Here is an 18,310-nt window from a genome sequence, read left to right on the forward strand (position 1 = left end):
CAAGAGGAAGGACCAAAGGCCGCCAAACGCGTAAAACACCAGCTCCGCTGTTACAGCCGCACCACTGCGATGTGGCGCTTACGAAGCCGTCGAAAAGAAAAAGACGATAAACCCAATTTTTGGATTTCGCAACCTACTGTAGCATGCCTCTGCTCTTTTTAAAAAGTCGAGCGAAATGCGGATGTAAAATTTTACATTAAGGCACTTTTTGAGGAAGTTCCTCAATCCAAGGCAGCTTTTATGCAACGCTAGTGAAGTTTGTTCCGCTATTGCGCCGCGAGGGCGTTGTGCGGGCGGGCTTAGCGGAAGTTTGTTCCGCTATCGCGCAGCGGGCCGCTGCTACTTCTTGCCCTTCGCCTTCAGCCAAGCGTCCAGCTGTTTCTGCTTCTCCTGGACGATCACGCCGGCGCCCGCCTTCGCGAGCTTGTCTTCATACTCCGCCAGGAAGCGCGCCGGGTCGATCGTGCCGGTGGCGAGGGCGGGATAATATTCGTCGTTGACGGCGCGCACGTTCGCGATCTCCGTCTTGACCGCGTCCGGATCGAACTCGAAGCCGTCGAAGGCGGATACGGCCGCTTCTTCGTTTGCGCGTATCGTATCCTCGATCTTGCCGGGCGGCGACCCTTCGGGTAGGTACTCGTTGCGGATGTCGCCGAAAACCCAGTCCGTATTCGTAAAGTAGCCGCTGTCGGGATTCGTACGGATGAAGTTGCCGGTCGTCTTCGTATAATGCTTGCCTTCGATGCCGTAGACGAGCAGATTGTACAGCTGCTTGTCCGTATTCACGAGCTCCAGCAGCATGAGCGCCCGCTCGGGATTGGCGGAGGTGCGGCTGATCGCGTTCATCGAGTTGCCGGCGCCGACGAAGACCGATCCGGCGAGCGGCACGAGCTGCACGTCGTAGCCGCCGTCCGCGGCTTTAAACTCGACCTCCGAGCCCGGCTTGCCCGTGATATCGAACCACACCGCCGTGTTTCCTTTATTGTACGCTTGCGCGGCATCCTTGAGCGTGGCTGCGTCTTCATTAATATAGCCCTTCGTATACCAATCGTGCATCAGGGCGAAGTTGGCCCGCATCTCCGCGGTGACGTCCGGCAGCACCGTCGGCGTCGGATCGTTCCGGTAGACCGGCACGTTCCAGTCGATGCCGTACAAAAGATTCGTATAGAAGCCGCGTGTCGTGCCGAACGGGACGACGCCCTTGTCCCCCTCCTTGATTTGTTTCAGGAAAGGCTCGATGTCCTCGATCCGCTTGATCTTGCCGACGTCCAGCTTGTATTTGTCGATGAACCGCTTCTGGATCACCAGGCTCGGACGCATTGCGGAGATCTGATAGTTCGGGACCGCGTACGTTTTGCCGCCAAGCTTGCCGCCGTTCCAATACTTCTCGTCCATCGACGCAAGCAGTTGTCCGCCGTATTGGCCGAGCAGATCGTCGATCGGCCGAAACACGCCTTTTTTAGCGTTGGTCGACCACTGGAACAGCCAGTTGGAGGTCCAAAGAATGTCCATCGGCTCGCTGGAGGCAACGATCGTATTCATCTTCTGCTCGTAACTGGCGAAGTCGATCGGCCGCAAATCGACGGTGGCGTTAATCTTCGCCCTTGTAATTTCATTGACCGCATCGTTCACGAGCTGCTGGTCGGGATTCGCCCCGTATTGCGGGTAATACCATACCAGGTCCGCCGGCTTCAGCTCGGCCGAGTCGTTACCCGCCGCCGCTCCCGACGAAGCGCCCGTGCCCGCGCAACCCGCCAAGGCTGCCGCGCACAGCATGCAGACGGCGAACGCCCAAGCCCTCCGTATGCCAATCCTCCGTTCAATCGCTCTGTCCAAGATCAACCGCTCCTCCTCGATGCCTTTTGTCCCCTGCCGTATGTTGCGATCGTTCACTTATTTATAAATATAGCAACTCGACCGTCCCATTGCGTATACAAAAGTGCATTTTGGCGTGCTTCTCCAGAAAGAGCAATCTGGTACGCTTGCGGAAGACCCGACATCAAGCCGCGATCAAACGCCATGCGCGATCTGAACGACGCCATCCGAACGACGCCATCTGAACAATGCGATCTGAAAAAAGGGGGATTACGATGCGATTCGAACTGCCGCCGCTGCGCGCGGCTGCCGTAGCCGCCTCAGGCTCCGGCTGGTACCTTCAAGGCGGATTCCATTCATCGGCAGCCGGAGAAGATCCGGCGTTTCGCGCGGGCCGGCTCACCGTGTCGCTGGCTTCCGCGGCCGACGGCACTCAGACGGTCTCCGTCGTCAACGACGGGCCCGAGCCGCTCGCGATACGCGAGATCCGGCTGGAATGGTCCGCCTCCATCCTGGGCGGCCGGCTCGATGCGCGGGATTACGTCCAGCTCCATCATGCCCGCGACTTCTCCGGCCATTCCGGCGTTCGCCCGCTCCATCGGCCCGCCGCTTGGTCGCCCGGCACTGAGCCCTCCGGCATGGTAAGCGTCGTCTGCCACCGCCGGACGGGCGCCTGCCTCCTGCTCGGCGCGCTGCCGCCCTTTGGCGATTGCTTCGTCGATATCGCGATCCTGCATGCGCAGCCCCATCGCGACGGCGCATTCGGACTCGGCTTCCATCTCCGCGCGCCGCGCGAGCTGGGTCCGGGAGAGCGCGTCGTCCTGGCGCACCTGATCGTGCTGCAGGGGGACGACGGCATCGCGCTGCTGTCCGAATATGCGGAGCGGATGCGGCAGCGGCTCGCCGCGTTGCGGTTTCTGCCGCCCGCGGCCCGGATCGGCGGCTGGAACAGCTGGGATTACTATGCGGGCGCCGTTCAAGCCGATGACGTGCTGGCCAACGCGAGAGCGGCGAACAAGCTTTTCGGCACCGGCTTGCGGTACGTCGTCATCGACGAAGGCTACGAGCGCCAGTGGGGCGTCTGGGACGCCGGCTGGAAATTTCCGCAGGGACTGGATGCCCTCTGCGCGCAGATCCGCGCCGAAGGCTATGAGCCCGGCATCTGGACGGCGCCGCTTATGGTCAGCGTGTATACGCCGCTTTACCGAGAGCACCCGGACTGGTTCGTCGGCGACGAGAAGGGCGACCCCTTCGTTGAAAATGCGGGCTACGGCAGCATGGTTCAGCTGGATATTACGCACCCGCAAGTCGAGGCGCATATCCGCAAGACGTTCGAGCGGCTTCGGGCCGCCGGCTTTACCTATTTTAAATGCGACTTCGCCCAGCTGCTGCTCGGCGCCTCCACCTTCCACGACGGCGGCATGTCGCACGCCGGCATGATCCGGCGGCTGTTCGAGGTCATCCGCGAGGCCATCGGACCGGATGCCTACTTGCTCGCCTGCGGCGCTCCCTACGAGGCCGTCATCGGCATCGCGGACGCGCACCGCACGACGGGAGACATTCACAATTATTGGAGCCATATCCGCCAGAATATCCGCTCGATGCTGGCAAGATGGTGGATGCAGGGGGCTGTCGGCAATACGGATCCAGACACCGCCATCGTACGCTGCCCGGATACGACGGACGACCGACGGCTCAACCGCCGCTTGGCGAAAAATCCGTGGGGACTCGGCGGCGGCTGGGCCGCTGGCAGGGAGATGAACCTTGAGGAAGCCAAGACGCTGCTCCTCGCCTGCTATGCCAGCGGAGGCGATCTCCTGCTGGGGGACGCGCTCGACAAGCTGAACCGCGTGGGCACAGAGCTGCTCGCCGGAATGCTGCGGCAGCCCCCGGTTCGGCGCGGCGTCCCGCTCAACCTGTTCGCGCCCGACGGCGACGAGCTGCCGGTCGTCGCGGCCGAGACGGACGACCCGGATAATCGGCTGCTCGCGCTGTTCAATCTCGGCGACGATTACCGGACGCAGCGAATCCCCGAATTATTCCAGGCATCCGATCTCGCGTGGACCTCATTCTGGACCGGGGAGGCCGTACCGGCTCCGATCGCCGGAGAGGTTGCGCTCGCGCCGAGAAGCGCGGTCGCCTGGCTGATCGCGCGAAACGGCGCGCCGGCGCTTGAGCCAAAGACGCGGCCCTGATTATCGGGCCTCCGTTCCGGTCGCCAGCACGGTCAGCAGCTCCGAGATCACGCCGTCGTAATCCCGCTCGTCGAGCGAGATCAATTCCTCGACGCGCCGCCGGGCGTCCCGGTGCAGGTCGGCCGGCGACCGCCACCGCAGAACGCTTTGCAGGCGCGTCTCCAGATGCGCCAGATCTCCGCCTTCGCGGACGTACCTGGCGATGATCTCGTAATCCCGGATCCCCTTCTGCAGCAGCTTGTACCGCAAGCTCAGCAGCGGACGGCCGTCCCGGCCCGGGTAGACGAAGTTGGTATCGCCCGCCGGGAAAAACGGATGGTGGTACGAGATTTTGCGAAGAGGATCGGTCGGCCACACCGTATAGTTCCAGCGCAGGAAGCCGTCCAACCGGAGCTGCCAGACGATCCAGGGAATGGCGCGCGCCTCAAGCAGGTTCGACGAGATGAAGGTGTTCGGATGCTTGACGTCGCAGGCGACGTAGTATAGCGTCCGCCCCTTCTTGCCTTGCCTCATCTCCATGATCTGCTCGTGCTCCTGACCCGCGCAGTCGAGGATCGGCACGTGGTCCACGATGCCTTCCTCCGCCATAAACGATGCGTGCGCGATCGCGGCCTTATATTGGAAGGAAGGGGCCATCTTGCGCATGGCGCCGAGACGCTCGCGGAACAAGGGCAGGTCCGAAGGCTCGTCCGCCAGCACCCGCACCTTGTCGATCCACCCGCGATCGATAAAATGCTTTTCCAGCGCGACGACGTACGCTTCGAACTCGCTCCGCTGCCGGATGAAGCGGTATGTGCCGCCCGCTTCGTCGCGGTACCGGATGCGTACGGCATCCGGATGATCCGCAATGATTCCGCCGTAGCCCGCATCCTCGATGACCCAGATGTTCAACAAGCCGAACACCTCGATCTCGTCCGCGATGCCGTGCTTCATGCACAGCTCCACGTAGCGGTCGAGCGCGCGGAAATCGTAATCCCACGCCCCGCCGGCAAGCTTGGTCACCCGCACGATGCTGTACTCGAACAGGTTGGCCGGATCGATTCGGTCGTAGCAGGAAGCCTGGCCGGACCACGGGATTTCGGAGACGACCAGCGAGATCGCCTTCTGTCCGAGCGCCGCGAGCGAAGCGACGTAAGGCTCGATCGCCTCGAAATGGCTGTCGCTCCACAGCTCGGCGTCGTACTTGCGAGCGATGTTCGAATTGTGCTGCCACAGGTCCAGATAAAACGTATTTTCCGCAGGCGCGCCCAAGAGCGCGTCATGTACGACGATCTCGAACTGCAGGGCAGCCTCCACCCGCTCGTCCTCGAACATCCGCCTGCGATAGACGGTGATCTCCGTGCGATAGACGCCAGGCGCCGCGCCCTCGCCGATCTCCGCCTCGATCCAGACCGGCTGCACACGCCGCTTGTCCACGCGGAGCGACGTCTGCCGCAGGAGAATATCCGATTTGAGCTGCCGGTCGTCGTCCTCGACGAGGCCGACCAAGCTCGCGCGGACGCTGCCGTCGGCGAGCCCGGGCACCTTCGCGCTCACGCGCAGGACGTCGATCGGTCCGCGCTCGTCGAACGCGGCATCCTCGCCGACGCAGACCAGCAGCTCCTCGTCCGCGCAGATCAGCAGCTGCGCTGCCGCCTTGTCGCGGCGCCCGCAAGCCAGCGTGACGGTGCGTTCCGGATCGAACGGCACGCCGTACTTGTGGTAGACGCCGAATACATATTTGTAGCTGTCCGGGGCGAGGCCCATGGTGATGTTCATGTCCAGTAATTCCTCCGATACAAGGATGCAGACGGCGCGTCGGAGCGCCGTCTGCATGGTCTTGATGATTAATGAATGGCTGTTGAATGAATGGCTGTTGAATGAATGGTTGTTGAATGAACGATAAATTTAATTCGCAAAGCGATTAAGCTTCCGCCGCTTCAAGATTGAGCGGCGGCTGCTCTTCTCCCGCCTGCAGCTCGTCGCCGTATACGGCGTCCGGAACCGATGTCGCCTCTTCGCTCGCCGGCTCTGCCTCTGCCTCCTCGGCGGAAGCCGCGTACGAGAGCGCGTCGTTCGTGTTATACAGGACAAGCTTGTCCAGCGTGTACTTGCCCGTGAACCGCTGGGCGCTGAACTTGAACAGCTCGAAACCCTTGACGGCGTTGTTCGGATCCATGAACGGGATATTCGTCACGCGGTAGACGCCCGTCGCGGCGTCCAGCGTGCCGCCGGCCGTGATCGAACCGCCGTAGGTCTTGAGCGAATCCGCCTGCACGGTCAGCGTATAAGTTTTGGCCGTAAAATTAAAGTCGAAGCGCAGCGTCACCCACTCGTCGGCCGGCTGCTTGTAGACGTTGTAGTCCGTCAGGCGGACGAACGTCGGCGTCCCGTTCACGAGCTTCTGATAACCGAGCCCGCCGTCGGAGAAGCCCACGAACTCGCCGAAGACCTTGCCGTTGCCGGCCAGATCGATCAGATAATGGCCGACGTTGCTGTTCAGCTTGGAGAACTGCACGCGCGTCTCCAGCGTCACCAGTCCGGTAATGCTGCTCGTCGTGCGCTGCATGATCGGCGACGAAGCGTACGCATCCGTCGACGGATCGTAATTGTCGATCGCCTGCAATCCCTTGCCGCCGAGATCGTTCAGCGGAACGGCTTGCACAGATGTGCCGCCGGTCTTGGTGTAGGTCCAGCCCGCGCCGTTCGAGACTTCGCCGGTCGGCCACGTATCGAACGAATCGTACACCATCTTGCCCGTTGCCGGCAGCGTGACGGTCAGCGTCGGTCCGTCTCCGGACTCCCCGCCGGCCGCATTCTTCGCCTGGACGCGGAACGTATACGTCGCGCCCGGCGTCAGGTCGGCCACGTCCAGCGTCGTGCCAGTCGCGGTGCCCGCCGGCACGGCAGCCGACGAACCCTCCGCCTTATACACCGTATACGAAGCCACCTGACCGGAGCCTGCCGTCGCCGGGCTCCATGTCAGCCGTACCGCATTCGTGAACGTCAGGTCCGCGTTCAGCGCGGCCGTCGCGCTCCAGGTCGGCGCGCCCGCCAGCGTTACGGCCAGGCTCCGCGACTCGGCCGACGTCTTGTCGCTCTGGTCGACGGCCCGGATGGCGAACGTATACGCGTTGCCGACCGTCAGGCCCGTCAGCGTCGCGGTATTCGCGCTCGCCGGCACCGTCGTTTTCAGCGTGCCGTTCTGATAGATCGCGTAGCTCTTCACCGCCGGATCGGTCGAAGCGTCCCAGGCGAGCGTCGCCGACGTGTTAGACTGCGACGCCAGCCGCAGCTTCGGCGCCGGGAGGCTGTCCTTGATCGAATCCGTCGGATAGACGGCCAGATGGTCGAACGAATACTTGCCCGTATACCGCTGGGCGGAGAAGCGGAACATCTCGAAGCCGACGAGCGTCGCGCTCGTGTTCAGGAACGGAATGTCGTCGACCCGGTATACGCCGGAATCGCGATCGAGCTGCCCGCCTGAGACGAGAATGCCTTTGTAATCCCTGAGACCGTCCTCCTGTACGATCAAGTCGTACGTCTTGGCGTCGAAGTCGATGTCCCAGCGGATCGTCATCCACTGATCCTTGGGCTGCTTGTAGCCCTCAGCCAGGCGGATGTTCGTGGAGACGCCGTTCACCATCTTCTGGAAGCCGATGCCGCCGTCCGAGAAGCCGACGAAGCCGGCGAAGACTTTGCCGTTGCCGCTCAGATCGATCAGATAGTTGCCGACGTCGTGATTCACCTTGGAGAACATCGTCCGCGTCTCGACGGTCAGCTTGCCGCCGGTATTCGCGATGGTCTTCCGCATGATCGGCGAAGACGCGTATTCGTCGGTGGACGGATAATAGTTGTCGATCCCTACCAGCGCCTTGCCGCCTTCAGGGAGACTGACGGTCTGCACCGACGTGCCGCCCGTCTTGGTGAAGGACCAGCCGCTGATATCGGAGACCTCGCCGTCGCCTACCCAGCTGTCGAACGTATCGTAGACCGGCAGGACGACGGACGAAGGCAGCGTCGCGGTCACGTCCGGACCGTCGGTCGTTGCGTTGTTCTGATTGTCCTTCGCCTCGACCTTGTACGTGTAGGTGCCGCCTGCCTGCGTAACGTTCAGGTCGATCGTCGTACCCTTCGCCGTGCCGACAGGCAGCAGCGTCGAGCCGCTCACGCGATAGATCTGATATTCGCTGACCTGGCCCGCATTATCTACGGCCGGCGTCCAGGTCAACCGGACCATCTTGTTGGACAGGAACCGGGTATGCACCGCAGCGTCGGCGCCCCATACCGGCGGCGTCGTATCCGTCATCAGGACGGTAAGCGGCGCAGAACCGGGAGCTCTGAACGAGCGGTTGCCGCCGGTATCCACGGCCGTAACGCGGAACGCATACGCTTTGCCGGAGGACAATCCCGTGATCGTGGCCGTGTTCGTGCCGAACGGCACGGTCAGCTTTTTGACGCCGTCCATCTCGACCTCGTATTCTTTGACGGCCGCATTGTCCGTGGACGGGTCCCAGCCGAGCGTGACTTGTCCGTCCGCCTGGGCCACCTCGCGAAGGTTGGCCGGTGCGGAAGGACGAATCTCGTCGCTGCCGACCTTGACGAGGCCGATCCAGTCCAGGTTCACGCCGCCGCGGGAATGGTACATCGTCAGGTCGACGATTCCGGCGGACAGCTGCACGCCCGTCTTGACGCGAAGCCCGCGCCACTGCTCGGCCGTCGTGCCGAAGCTCTCGGTTTTCGGCAGTTTAAAATATTTGATGTCATCGCCGAGCGTGACGTACCGGACCGAATCCGTATCCGCCTCCGTCGCGAGATCCCAACCTCCCACGTACTTCAGCACCAGGTCGTACGTGCCTGTCTCCGGCACGTTCAGCTTCCACTTGAGCGAGACGCCGAACTGATCCCAGTTGCTCACGCCTTTGCCGTTCGAGAGGAACGCGCGGGTGTCGTACACCGTCGGTTGCTTGGTGCCGTTCCACTGCGTGAACGACTCGGCCTCCTGCCATTCGATGCCGAGCGTCTGGCGCGTCTGATCCGGATCCTGGTACTGCTCCGTTTGCAGCGGCGCGCCCGATCCGAGATTTTTCAGCTTCAGCACGCCGGTGGCGCCCTTCAGCAGGACGGAAGCATTCGCGTCGATCAGGCCGCTCGCAATCTTGCCGTACTTCTGGAAGGAGAAGCCCGCCGGTGCTTCCAGCACTTCATAGAAGCCCTGTGCGTTGGAGATCTGTCCCCAGGCGACGCTGTCGCCGTTCACGTCGCGGTACGCTTGCAGCGTGACCGACCCGGCGACGCCGTCGATCTCCGTTTGCAGCGTGACCGGTGCAAGCGTTCCCGGCATCGGCGCGGCGTTCAGCTTGAACGCGCGTTGACCCTTCTCGACGTACATCGTCAGCTTGTTGCTTGCGAACGTCCATTGCACCCCGCGGTTGTTCATGCCGTCGGCTACCGTGCCGCCGGAAGGAATGGCCGTACCGGTATCGGCATCGCGTACTGCCGTCAGGCCCGTTGCAGCCAGCGTAACTTGAACGTCGGCCTGCGCCGATATGGACAGCTGATCGCCGCCGTACGAGACGGTCGCGGCCGAATCGCTCTCGATAAGCGTAACGCCGTTTTTGACGAGCTTGGTTCCGACCACGAGCAGCGCCGAATCGCCCTTGACCGCTGCGGCCGCGCCGTCGAACTGCACGCCGTCCGCGCCGGTGTCGACCAGTCCGCTGTTCGACTTGCGGACATATACGACGGTGCCGTCTTCGAAGGCGAGCTTGATATAGTTCGCCGTTTCGGTCGGCGTTACGGCTTCAGGCGCTTCGCCGCGCTTGTAAGGCGTCAGCGTTGCGACCATCTTGGCTTCGTTCGCCCGTGGCGTGATGAAAGCCGCATGTACCTGCGATTTGCCGGCGAACGCGTTCACCGGCGGGTACGAAACGCCGTCAGGCCCCAGATATTGGGTCTCATACGTCGTACGGTAGCTCTGCGCGGCCTGGCCGTAGAACCGCACCTTCAGGTTCGCGTCGCCCTTGACGATCGTCGCGCCGGCGCCGGCGGAATCGAGCGTCAGATTGTCGTCGGCATGCAGGTTCCATTCGAACTCGGAACCGCCGTCCTTGGTCGTCGCCAGGTCGTCGATGACGACGTAGGCGTCCGGACGCACATAGATAATGTGGCGAACGGCCTTGGACAAGCCGCCCTGGTAAGCCTGGGTGGCGTCGCCGCTCGTCGCGTCGAAGTCCGGGCTCGTGACGAAACCGAGAATTTTGCCGTCAGCCGAGATGTTGTCGTTGGCTTGACCCTTGCGTCCGTCGAACGTAATCGCGTTGGCGGAGAAGGTGTTCCGGGTGAAGTTGGCATGATGCTTGCTGCCATAGAAGTCGTAATAGCCTGCTTTCACGGCTAGAGACTCGCCGAAGGCGTTCAGCACGAAGCTGTTCTGATCGGACATCGTATGATTGTACGTCCCGTAAGGGCTCGAACGGAAGTACAGCGACGTGCGGTCGGTCTCGTACAGCTCCGAATGCATGGCGACGGCGCCCGTATCCGGGAACCAGATGCCCTTCGGCAGGTCGACCGGCGGCTGGCTGCCCACGTCGTCGGCCCGGTAGAAATAGTCCGTCAGGCCGGTCGCCTTGGTGCCGATCGCTTCCGCTTCCCATTTCAGCCGGGAATCGTCGTAAATCTGGGCCATCCGCGTCAGCAGGCTGGTGCTGGCCGCGCCCGGCGTATACTGGGAATCGTCGCCGAAGACGCCGATCGGACTGCCGTGCGGGAACATGTACAACGGATACAGGCCCTCGTTGCGCGAGAACGCCTTGTCGTAAAGGTTGATCGCGCCGGAGCTCAGCAGCACGTCCATCAGCTCCTTGTTGGAGCCGGACGACCACTGCCAATATCCGGTGCCCTGGGACCAGGAGCCGTCCTCGCCGCCCCACGGCGGCAGCACGTTGATGAACAGCGGCACGGACAGCTTGTACCAATTCGCGGCTTCCGGCATGTCGTTCAGCATCGCGGTCGCGATGATGCCGATGTAGCCGACGATCGTCCAGCCGTGAGAGTCGTAAGGGAACTTGTAGAAATTTTGCCCGGCTGCGCTGCTGTCCAGATATTTCTGAACCAGCGTATCCGTCCGCGTCTTGATCATCGTGCGAAGCGCCGTCTTGTCGCTCTCCGACAGCAGCGGATAGAGCCAGTCGTACGCGATCGCCGAGCGATAGGCGATGGCGCGGTGCACCTGGTCGTGAATGCGGTAGCTCGTCGCGCCGTTCGGATCCCAGCTCGCGAGGTTAAGGAGCAGCGTCTTGGCGCGGCTGCCGTAAGTCGTGTTGCCGGTCACGAGATAGAGGAACGAGGCGTTCATCATATCGGTCATGGCCGTTTCGGCGTAACCTTTGAGCACGCCTTGGGCATCTACGTATGCGTCGCTGTTCGTCGGCACCTCGTTGTTCATATAAGGGAACGTCGGGTCGGCCGGCAGCGGCTTGCTCGCGCTCGCATTATATGCGGTCACCGTCTGGTCGAATACGGTCTTGGAGTTGCCCGTCAGCCGCAGATTGCGGAAGGCGGCCAGCTCGGCGGGCGTCGTCCAGACGCGCGGATGCGCCGTGGAAACATTGCTCATGAGCGTTTCGACCGAAGGTACGGGGAAGGCCACGTTGTCCTGGTCGATGCGGAACTTGCGCGTCGTGCTCCAGTCGGACCAGGCGCCGCTCGTCTGGTGATAGCGGACGCGCCAGTACCAGGTGCCGGCATCGAAGGTTGCGGGAAAGTTGTAGTAATTAAGCAGGATCGCGTCGTTCTCGTGCGCGACCGTCGCGAAGGCGGACTCCCGGCTCACCTGGAGATCGTACTTGTCCGCTCCGGTTACGAACGGCCAGCTGAAATCGGGCGGGTTCTGCGTGGTGACGAGGGAATCCGTCGGCCTAAACGGCATGTTTGTGCCGCCGAGCACGCTCGCGGGCCAACCGGAGTCGGCGGCCGCGACATGCCGCGCCCCGCTTGCGGGCCACAGATTCAATAAGCCAAGCAGCATCGTCAGAGCCAATACAATTGCGGTTTGCTTTTTCAACTTCCCGAACATCGTCACTACACTTCATCCCCTTCGATTCATGGTCGTTAGCCTTCTCAGAGCTTGCCGGACGGACGCCGCCATAGAGGCGACGCCCTTCGGCCGGGATTGCGAAGCGCTCTCGCCCATTCGGACGAAAAAACGCTCCTATGCGTGAAGATCAGCCCTTGACGGAACCGATCGGTGCACCTTGTTCGAAGTATGGCTAAGCGCAATTTTAAGGCTAACTGTTCAAGACGCGATGCCTTCTACAGCTGCTTAAAAATGCGGTATAGCATCGTTGCGGTCTCGGCTCTCGTCGCGGAAGCATCCGGATTCAGCTGTCCGCCGCTGCCTTGGACGATGCCGGCGCCGACCATGGCGGCGACCGCTTCCTTCGCATAGCCGGAGATGGCGCCCCCGTCTTTAAACGCGGTCAGATCCGCGGGCGTGCCCGTCAAGTCGAGCTTGCCGGATATCTGCAGCGCTCTCGCGATCAGCACCATCATATCCTGACGCGAGATCTCCGCATGCGGATCGAAGTTGGTGCCGTCTACGCCGTTGGCGATGCCCAGCTTCTTCACGACGGCGAGCGTGTTGTAAAAATAATCGTTTGGTCGAACGTCCGCGAAGTTGTCGGCGCCGTCCACGTCCGCCTCAAGGTCCAGCATGCGCACGAGCAGCGTCATAAAGTCCGCGCGCGTGATCGGCTTGGCCGGATCGAAAGTCGATTCGGCCGTGCCCTGGATGATGCCTGCAGCCGCGAGCGTGCCGATCGCTTCGTCCGCCCAGCTGTACTTGGCGTCGACATCCTTGAAGATGGCGGCGCCCGATGTAGGTGCCGGCGTAGGCGTTGCGGACGGTGTTGGCGTCGGTGTCGCGGACGGTGTTGGCGTCGGTGTCGCGGACGGTGTTGGCGTCGGTGTCGCGGACGGCGTCGGCGTCGGTGTAGGTGTCGAAGCCGGCGGATTCGTCGTCACGGGGCCGGGTGATGTCGACGGCTCCGGCGATGTCGACGGTTCAGGTGACGTCGACGGCTCCGGCGATGTCGACGGTTCAGGCGATGTCGACGGCTCCGGCGATGTCGACGGTTCAGGTGACGTCGACGGCTCCGGCGATGTCGACGGTTCCGGGTTCGTGCCGTCGATCAGCACGCTCAGGCTTCTAACCTCCGGCGACGCTTGATCGGTCTGGTCGACCGCCCGGATCGCGAACGCATAAGTCGTGCCGAGCGCCAGCTCCGTCAGCGTAGCCTTATTCGTGCCGGCCGGAATACTCTTTTTCAGCGTCCCGTCCTGATAGATCGCGTACGCTTTCACCGCCGGATCGGACGAACCGTCCCAGGCAAGCGTCGCCGAGTCGGCCGTCTGCGAATCCAGTCGCAGCTTCGGCGCAGGCAGGCTCGTCTTGACCGCGTCCGTCGGATAAACGGCCACGTAATCGAACGAGTATTTGCCCGTAAACCGCTGGGCCCAGAAGCGGAACATCTCGAAGCCCTTCAGCGTCGCGCTCGTGTCGAGGAACGGAATGCCGTTGACGCGGTAGGTTCCCGTGTCGCGGTCCACTTCGCCGCCGGCGACGGGCAGGCCGCCGTAGTTTTTAAGCCCTTCTTCCTGAACGATCAGGTCGTACGTTTTGGCGTCGAAATCGATGTCCCAGCGAATCGTCATCCACTTGTCCTTCGGCTGCTGGTAGCCTTCCGCCAGACGGATGTTCGTCTGAACGCCGTTCACCATCTTTTGAAAGCCGATGCCGCCGTCCGAGAAGCCGACGAAGCCGGCGAAGATTTTGCCGTTGCCGCTCAGATCGAACAGGTAGTTGCCGACGTCATGGTCCACCTTGGAGAACATCGTCCGCGTCTCGACGGTCAGCTTGCCGCCGCCGGTGTTCGGGATGATCTTCCGCAGCACCGGAGACGACGCATATTGATCTGTAGCCGGGAAGTAGTTGTCCAGCGCCACGAGCGCGTTGCCGCCCTCCGGCATTGCAGCGACGCTTACGGACGAGCCGCCCGTTTTCACATACTCCCAGCCGCTGCCGTTTTCGACCTCGCCGACCGGCCACTTGTCGAAGTTGTCGTATACCGGAATGTTGACGGCTTCCGGCACCGTGACGGTGACATCCGGTCCGTCCTCCGTTTCATTGTCCTGATTGTCCTTGGCTTCGACCTTGAACGTATAGGTGCCTCCTGCTTGCAGGCCGCCGATGTCGACGGTCGTGCTATATGTCGCATAGACTACCGACATAACCGAGTCCTCGACGCGGTACACCTGATACCCGCTTGTCTTGCCCGCATTATCGACCGCCGGCTCCCAGGTCAGCCGGACCATGTCGCTAGAGAGGAACTGCGTATGAACGGCCGCATTCTCGCCCCATACCGGCGGGATCGTATCCTCCTTCAGGATGCGCAGCGGCTGCGTGCCCGGCGCAACGTAGGAACGGTTGCCGCTCGTATCGACCGCCTTCACCATAAAGGCATACTCTTGTCCCGAAGCCAGTCCGGTTACCGTGGCCTCGGTCTTGTCGGCCGGCACCGTCAGCACTTTCGTGCCGTCCATGATGATCTCGTAAGATTTAACTTCCGCGTTGTCCGTGGACGGCTCCCACCCGAGCATGATCTCGCCGTCTCCTTGGGAGACTTCCTTCAGGCCGGTCGGCACGCTCGGACGAATCTCGTCGTCGCCCACCTTGACGAGGCCGATCCAGTCCAGGTTCATGCCGCCGAGCGCGTGATACATCGTCAGGTCGACGACGCCTGCGGACAGCTGCACGCCGGTCCTGATGCGCAATCCGCGCCACTGCTCGGGCGTCCCGCCGAAACTCTCGGTCTTCGGAATTTTAAAATAATTGATTTCGTTGCCCAGCTTCACGTACCGGATCGAATTCGTATCCGGCGTCGTCACGTCCCAGCCCGCCACATACTTCACGACCAAGTCATAGACGCCGTCCTCCGGCACGTTCAGCTTCCACTTGAGCGATACGCCGAGCGCATCCCAGTTGCTCACGCCCTTGCCGCCCGACAGAAACGGACGGGTGTCGTATACGGTCGGCTGCTTCGTGCCTTTCCACTCGGTGTACAGCTCGGCTTCCTGCCATTCGATGCCCATCGTCTGGCGCGTATCGTCCGGCTTCACATATTGCTCCGTCTGCAGCGGATCGCCCGAGCCGATGTTGGTCAGCTTCACCACGCCCGTATCGCCCTTCAGCAGGATCGAGGCGTTGGCGTCGATCAGGCCGCTTGCGATTTTCCCGTACTTCTGGAACGAGAAGCCCGCCGGCGCTTCGACCACTTGATAGAAGCCCTGCGCATTGGTCAGATTGCCCCACGCTACGCTGTCCCCGTTCACATCGCGGTACGCCTGTAGCGTCACCGATCCCGGCACGCCGTCGATCTCCGTCTGCAGCGTGACCGTACCGAGCGGTCCCGGCAGCGGCGCGGCATTCAGCTTGAACGCGTGCTGGCCCTTTTCGACGTTCATCGCGAGCTTGTCGTCCGCAAAGCTCCACTGGACCCCGCGGTTGTCGAGCGCTTCCTGAATGCTGCCGCCGGCAGGAATCGCACTGCCGCTGCCGGCATCGCGCACCTGGGTCAGACCCGTCGCAGCCAGCGTCACTTGCGCGTCTTCCTGTGCGGATACGGACAGCTGATCGCTGCCGTACGAGATCGTCGCGGCCTTATTGCTGTCGATCAGCGTTACGCCGTCGTTGACGAGCTTGGTGCCGACGACGAGCAATGCCGAGTCGCCCTTGATTGCGGCGGCCGCGCCGTCGAACTGCACGCCGTCCGCGCCGGTGTCGATCAGACCGCTGTCCGTCTTGCGCACATAGACCGTCGTGCCGTCCTCGAACGCGAGCTTCATGTAGTTCGCGAACTCCGTCGACGTTACTTTCGCAGGCGCATCGCCGCGCTTGTACGGCGCCATCGTCGCGATCATCTTCGTCTGGTTCTCTCTAGGCGTGATGAACGCCGCGTGAATCTGCGACTTGCCTGAGAATGCGCCCGTAGGCGGATAAGATACGCCGTCGGGACCCAGATACTTCGTCTCGTAGGTCGTGCGATAGCTCTGAGCCTCCTGGCCGTAGAACTGCACCTTCAGGTTCGCGTCGCCCTTGGCGATCGTCGCGCCGGTGCCCGTCGGATCCATCGTCAGATTGTCGTCGGCATGCAGGTTCCATTCGAACTGGGACCCGCCGTCCTTCGTCGTCGCCAGGTCGTCGATGACGACATAGACGTCCGGACGCACGTAGATGATATGGCGTACGGCCTTGGACAAGCCGCCTTTATACGCTGCGGTGGCGTCGCCGCTCGTCGCGTCGAAGTCGGGGCTCGTGACGAAGCCGAGAATTTTACCGTCCGCCGAGATATCGTCGTTCCCCTGCCCCTTGCGTCCGTCAAACGTAATGGCGTTGGCAGAATAGGTCTGACGGGTGAAATTGGAATGGTGCTTGCTGCCGTAGAAATCGTAATAGCCGGCTTTTACGGCCAGAGACTCGCCGAATGCATTGACGACGAAGGAGTTCTGGTCGGACATCGTATGGTTGTACGTCCCGTAAGGGCTCGACCGGAAATAAAGCGAGGTTCGGTCGGTCTCGTACAGCTCCGAATGCATCGCGACTGCGCCCGTATCCGGGAACCAGATGCCCTTCGGCAGATCGACGGGCGGCTGGCTGTCCACGTCATCGGCCCGGTAAAAGTAGTCCGTCAGACCGGACGACTTGGCGCCGATCGCCTCCGCTTCCCACTTCAACCGGGAATCGTCGTAAATATCGGCGAGACGCGTCAGCAGACTGGTGCTCGGCGCGCCGGGCGAATACTGGGAGTCGTCCCCGAAGACGCCGTTCGGGCTGCCGTGCGGGAACATATACAGCGGATACAGGCCCTCGTTGCGCGAAAATGCCTTTTTGTACAGATCGATCGCACCCGAGCTCAGCAGCACGTCCATCAGCTCTTTGTTGGAGCCGGACGACCACTGCCAGTACCCGGTGCCCTGTGACCAGGAGCCGTCCTCGCCGCCCCACGGCGGCAGCACGTTGATGAACAGCGGCACGGACAGTCTGTACCAGTCGGCCGCTTCCGGAATTTCGTTCAGCATCGCGGTCGCGATGATGCCGATATAGCCGACGATCGTCCAGCCGTGCGAGTCGTAAGGGAATTTGTAGAAGCCGTTATTGCTCAGGTAATTTTGGACAAGCGTGTCGGTGCGGGCTTTGATCATGCTGCGTACCGACGTCTTGTCGCTCTCGGACAGCAGCGGATAGAGCCAGTCGTACGCGATCGCCGAGCGATAGGCAATGGAGCGATGCACCTGGTCGTGAATGCGATAGCTCGTCGCGCCGTTCGGATCCCAGGTGGCCAGGTTCAGCAGCAGCGCTTTGGCGCGGTTGCCGTACGTGGCATTGCCGGTCACAAGATAGAGGAATGCGGCGTTCTGCATATCGCTAACCGCAGTCTCGGAATAATTTTTCAGCACCAATTGCGCAGCCACATATGCGTCGCTGTTCGTCGGCACTTCGTTGTTCATGTAAGGGAAAGTCGGAGCCGCCGGCAGCGGTTTGCTCGCGCTGGCATTGTAAGCGGTCACCGTCTGGTCGAACACGGTCTTGGAGTTGCCCGTCAGCTTGAGGTCGCGGAAGGCGGCCAGCTCGTCCGGCGTCGTCCAGATGCGCGGATGCGTCGTGTAGACGCTGCTCATGATCGATTCGATCGGCGGCACCGCGAACGCGACGTTGTCCTGATCGATGCGGAACTTGCGCGTCGTGCTCCACTCCGACCAAGTGTCGTCAGCCTTGTGATAGCGGACGTGCCAATACCAGGTGCCGGCATCGAAGGTTTCGGGGAAATTGTAGAAGTTGACCTTGATGGCGTCATTTTCGTGCGCGACCGTCGAAAACGACGTGTCGCGGCTGACCTCCAACTCGTACTTGTCCGCTTCGGACACGAACGGCCAGCTGAAATCGGGCGGGTTCTGCGTGGTGACGAGGGACTCCGTCGGCCGGAAAGGCATGTTCGTGCCGCCTAGCACATTGGCCGGCCAGCCGGAGTCGGCCGCCGCGGCCTGCGGCGTCAAGCCGGCAGACGGCCATAGATTCAATAAACCAAGCAGCATCGTTAAAGCTAGTACAAGAGCGGTTTGCTTTTTTAACTTCCCGTAAATCGTCACACCTTTCATCCCTTTCGACCCGAATTTGGTCATCCGTTTTTCGATTCCAATTACTGTAAGCGTTTACTTTTTTGCATCGCTTAAAGGACGGCTCTCCTTAGAGAGCCGCCGCCGAT

At 61.9% G+C, this 18,310-nt stretch carries 5 protein-coding genes; 1 reads left to right on the forward strand and 4 read right to left on the reverse strand.

Translation table 11 applies throughout. From position 1 onward, the window contains the following. Positions 1 to 339: 339 nt before the first annotated feature. A complete protein-coding gene (locus ACFOTD_RS15765) occupies positions 340 to 1,836 on the reverse strand; it encodes an ABC transporter substrate-binding protein (RefSeq protein ID WP_378120345.1) in 1,497 nt (498 codons plus the stop codon). A 254-nt stretch (positions 1,837 to 2,090) separates the two neighbouring features. Here ACFOTD_RS15765 and ACFOTD_RS15770 point away from each other — a divergent pair, with 254 nt between their 5' ends. Then, positions 2,091 to 4,010, forward strand: a complete 1,920-nt coding sequence (locus tag ACFOTD_RS15770; RefSeq protein WP_378120347.1) for a glycoside hydrolase family 36 protein — start codon at positions 2,091 to 2,093, stop codon at positions 4,008 to 4,010. On the opposite strand, the gene ACFOTD_RS15775 is transcribed toward ACFOTD_RS15770, so the two are convergent. The 3 genes from ACFOTD_RS15775 to ACFOTD_RS15785 form a co-directional block, all read right to left on the reverse strand. Beyond that, a complete protein-coding gene (locus ACFOTD_RS15775; RefSeq protein ID WP_378120349.1) occupies positions 4,011 to 5,768 on the reverse strand; it encodes a DUF4091 domain-containing protein in 1,758 nt (585 codons plus the stop codon). A 145-nt stretch (positions 5,769 to 5,913) separates the two neighbouring features. Continuing rightward, the gene (locus ACFOTD_RS15780) at positions 5,914 to 12,066 is read right to left on the reverse strand and encodes a DUF4962 domain-containing protein (protein WP_378120542.1); all 6,153 of its coding nucleotides are present in this window, start codon (positions 12,064 to 12,066) and stop codon (positions 5,914 to 5,916) included. Between the two features lie 236 nt (positions 12,067 to 12,302). Continuing rightward, a complete protein-coding gene (locus ACFOTD_RS15785; RefSeq protein WP_378120351.1) occupies positions 12,303 to 18,125 on the reverse strand; it encodes a DUF4962 domain-containing protein in 5,823 nt (1,940 codons plus the stop codon). Positions 18,126 to 18,310: the final 185 nt, after the last annotated feature.

Origin of the sequence: Cohnella sp. GCM10012308, from assembly GCF_042649185.1 — a bacterium.
Taxonomy (GTDB): Bacteria; Bacillota; Bacilli; order Paenibacillales; family Paenibacillaceae; genus Cohnella.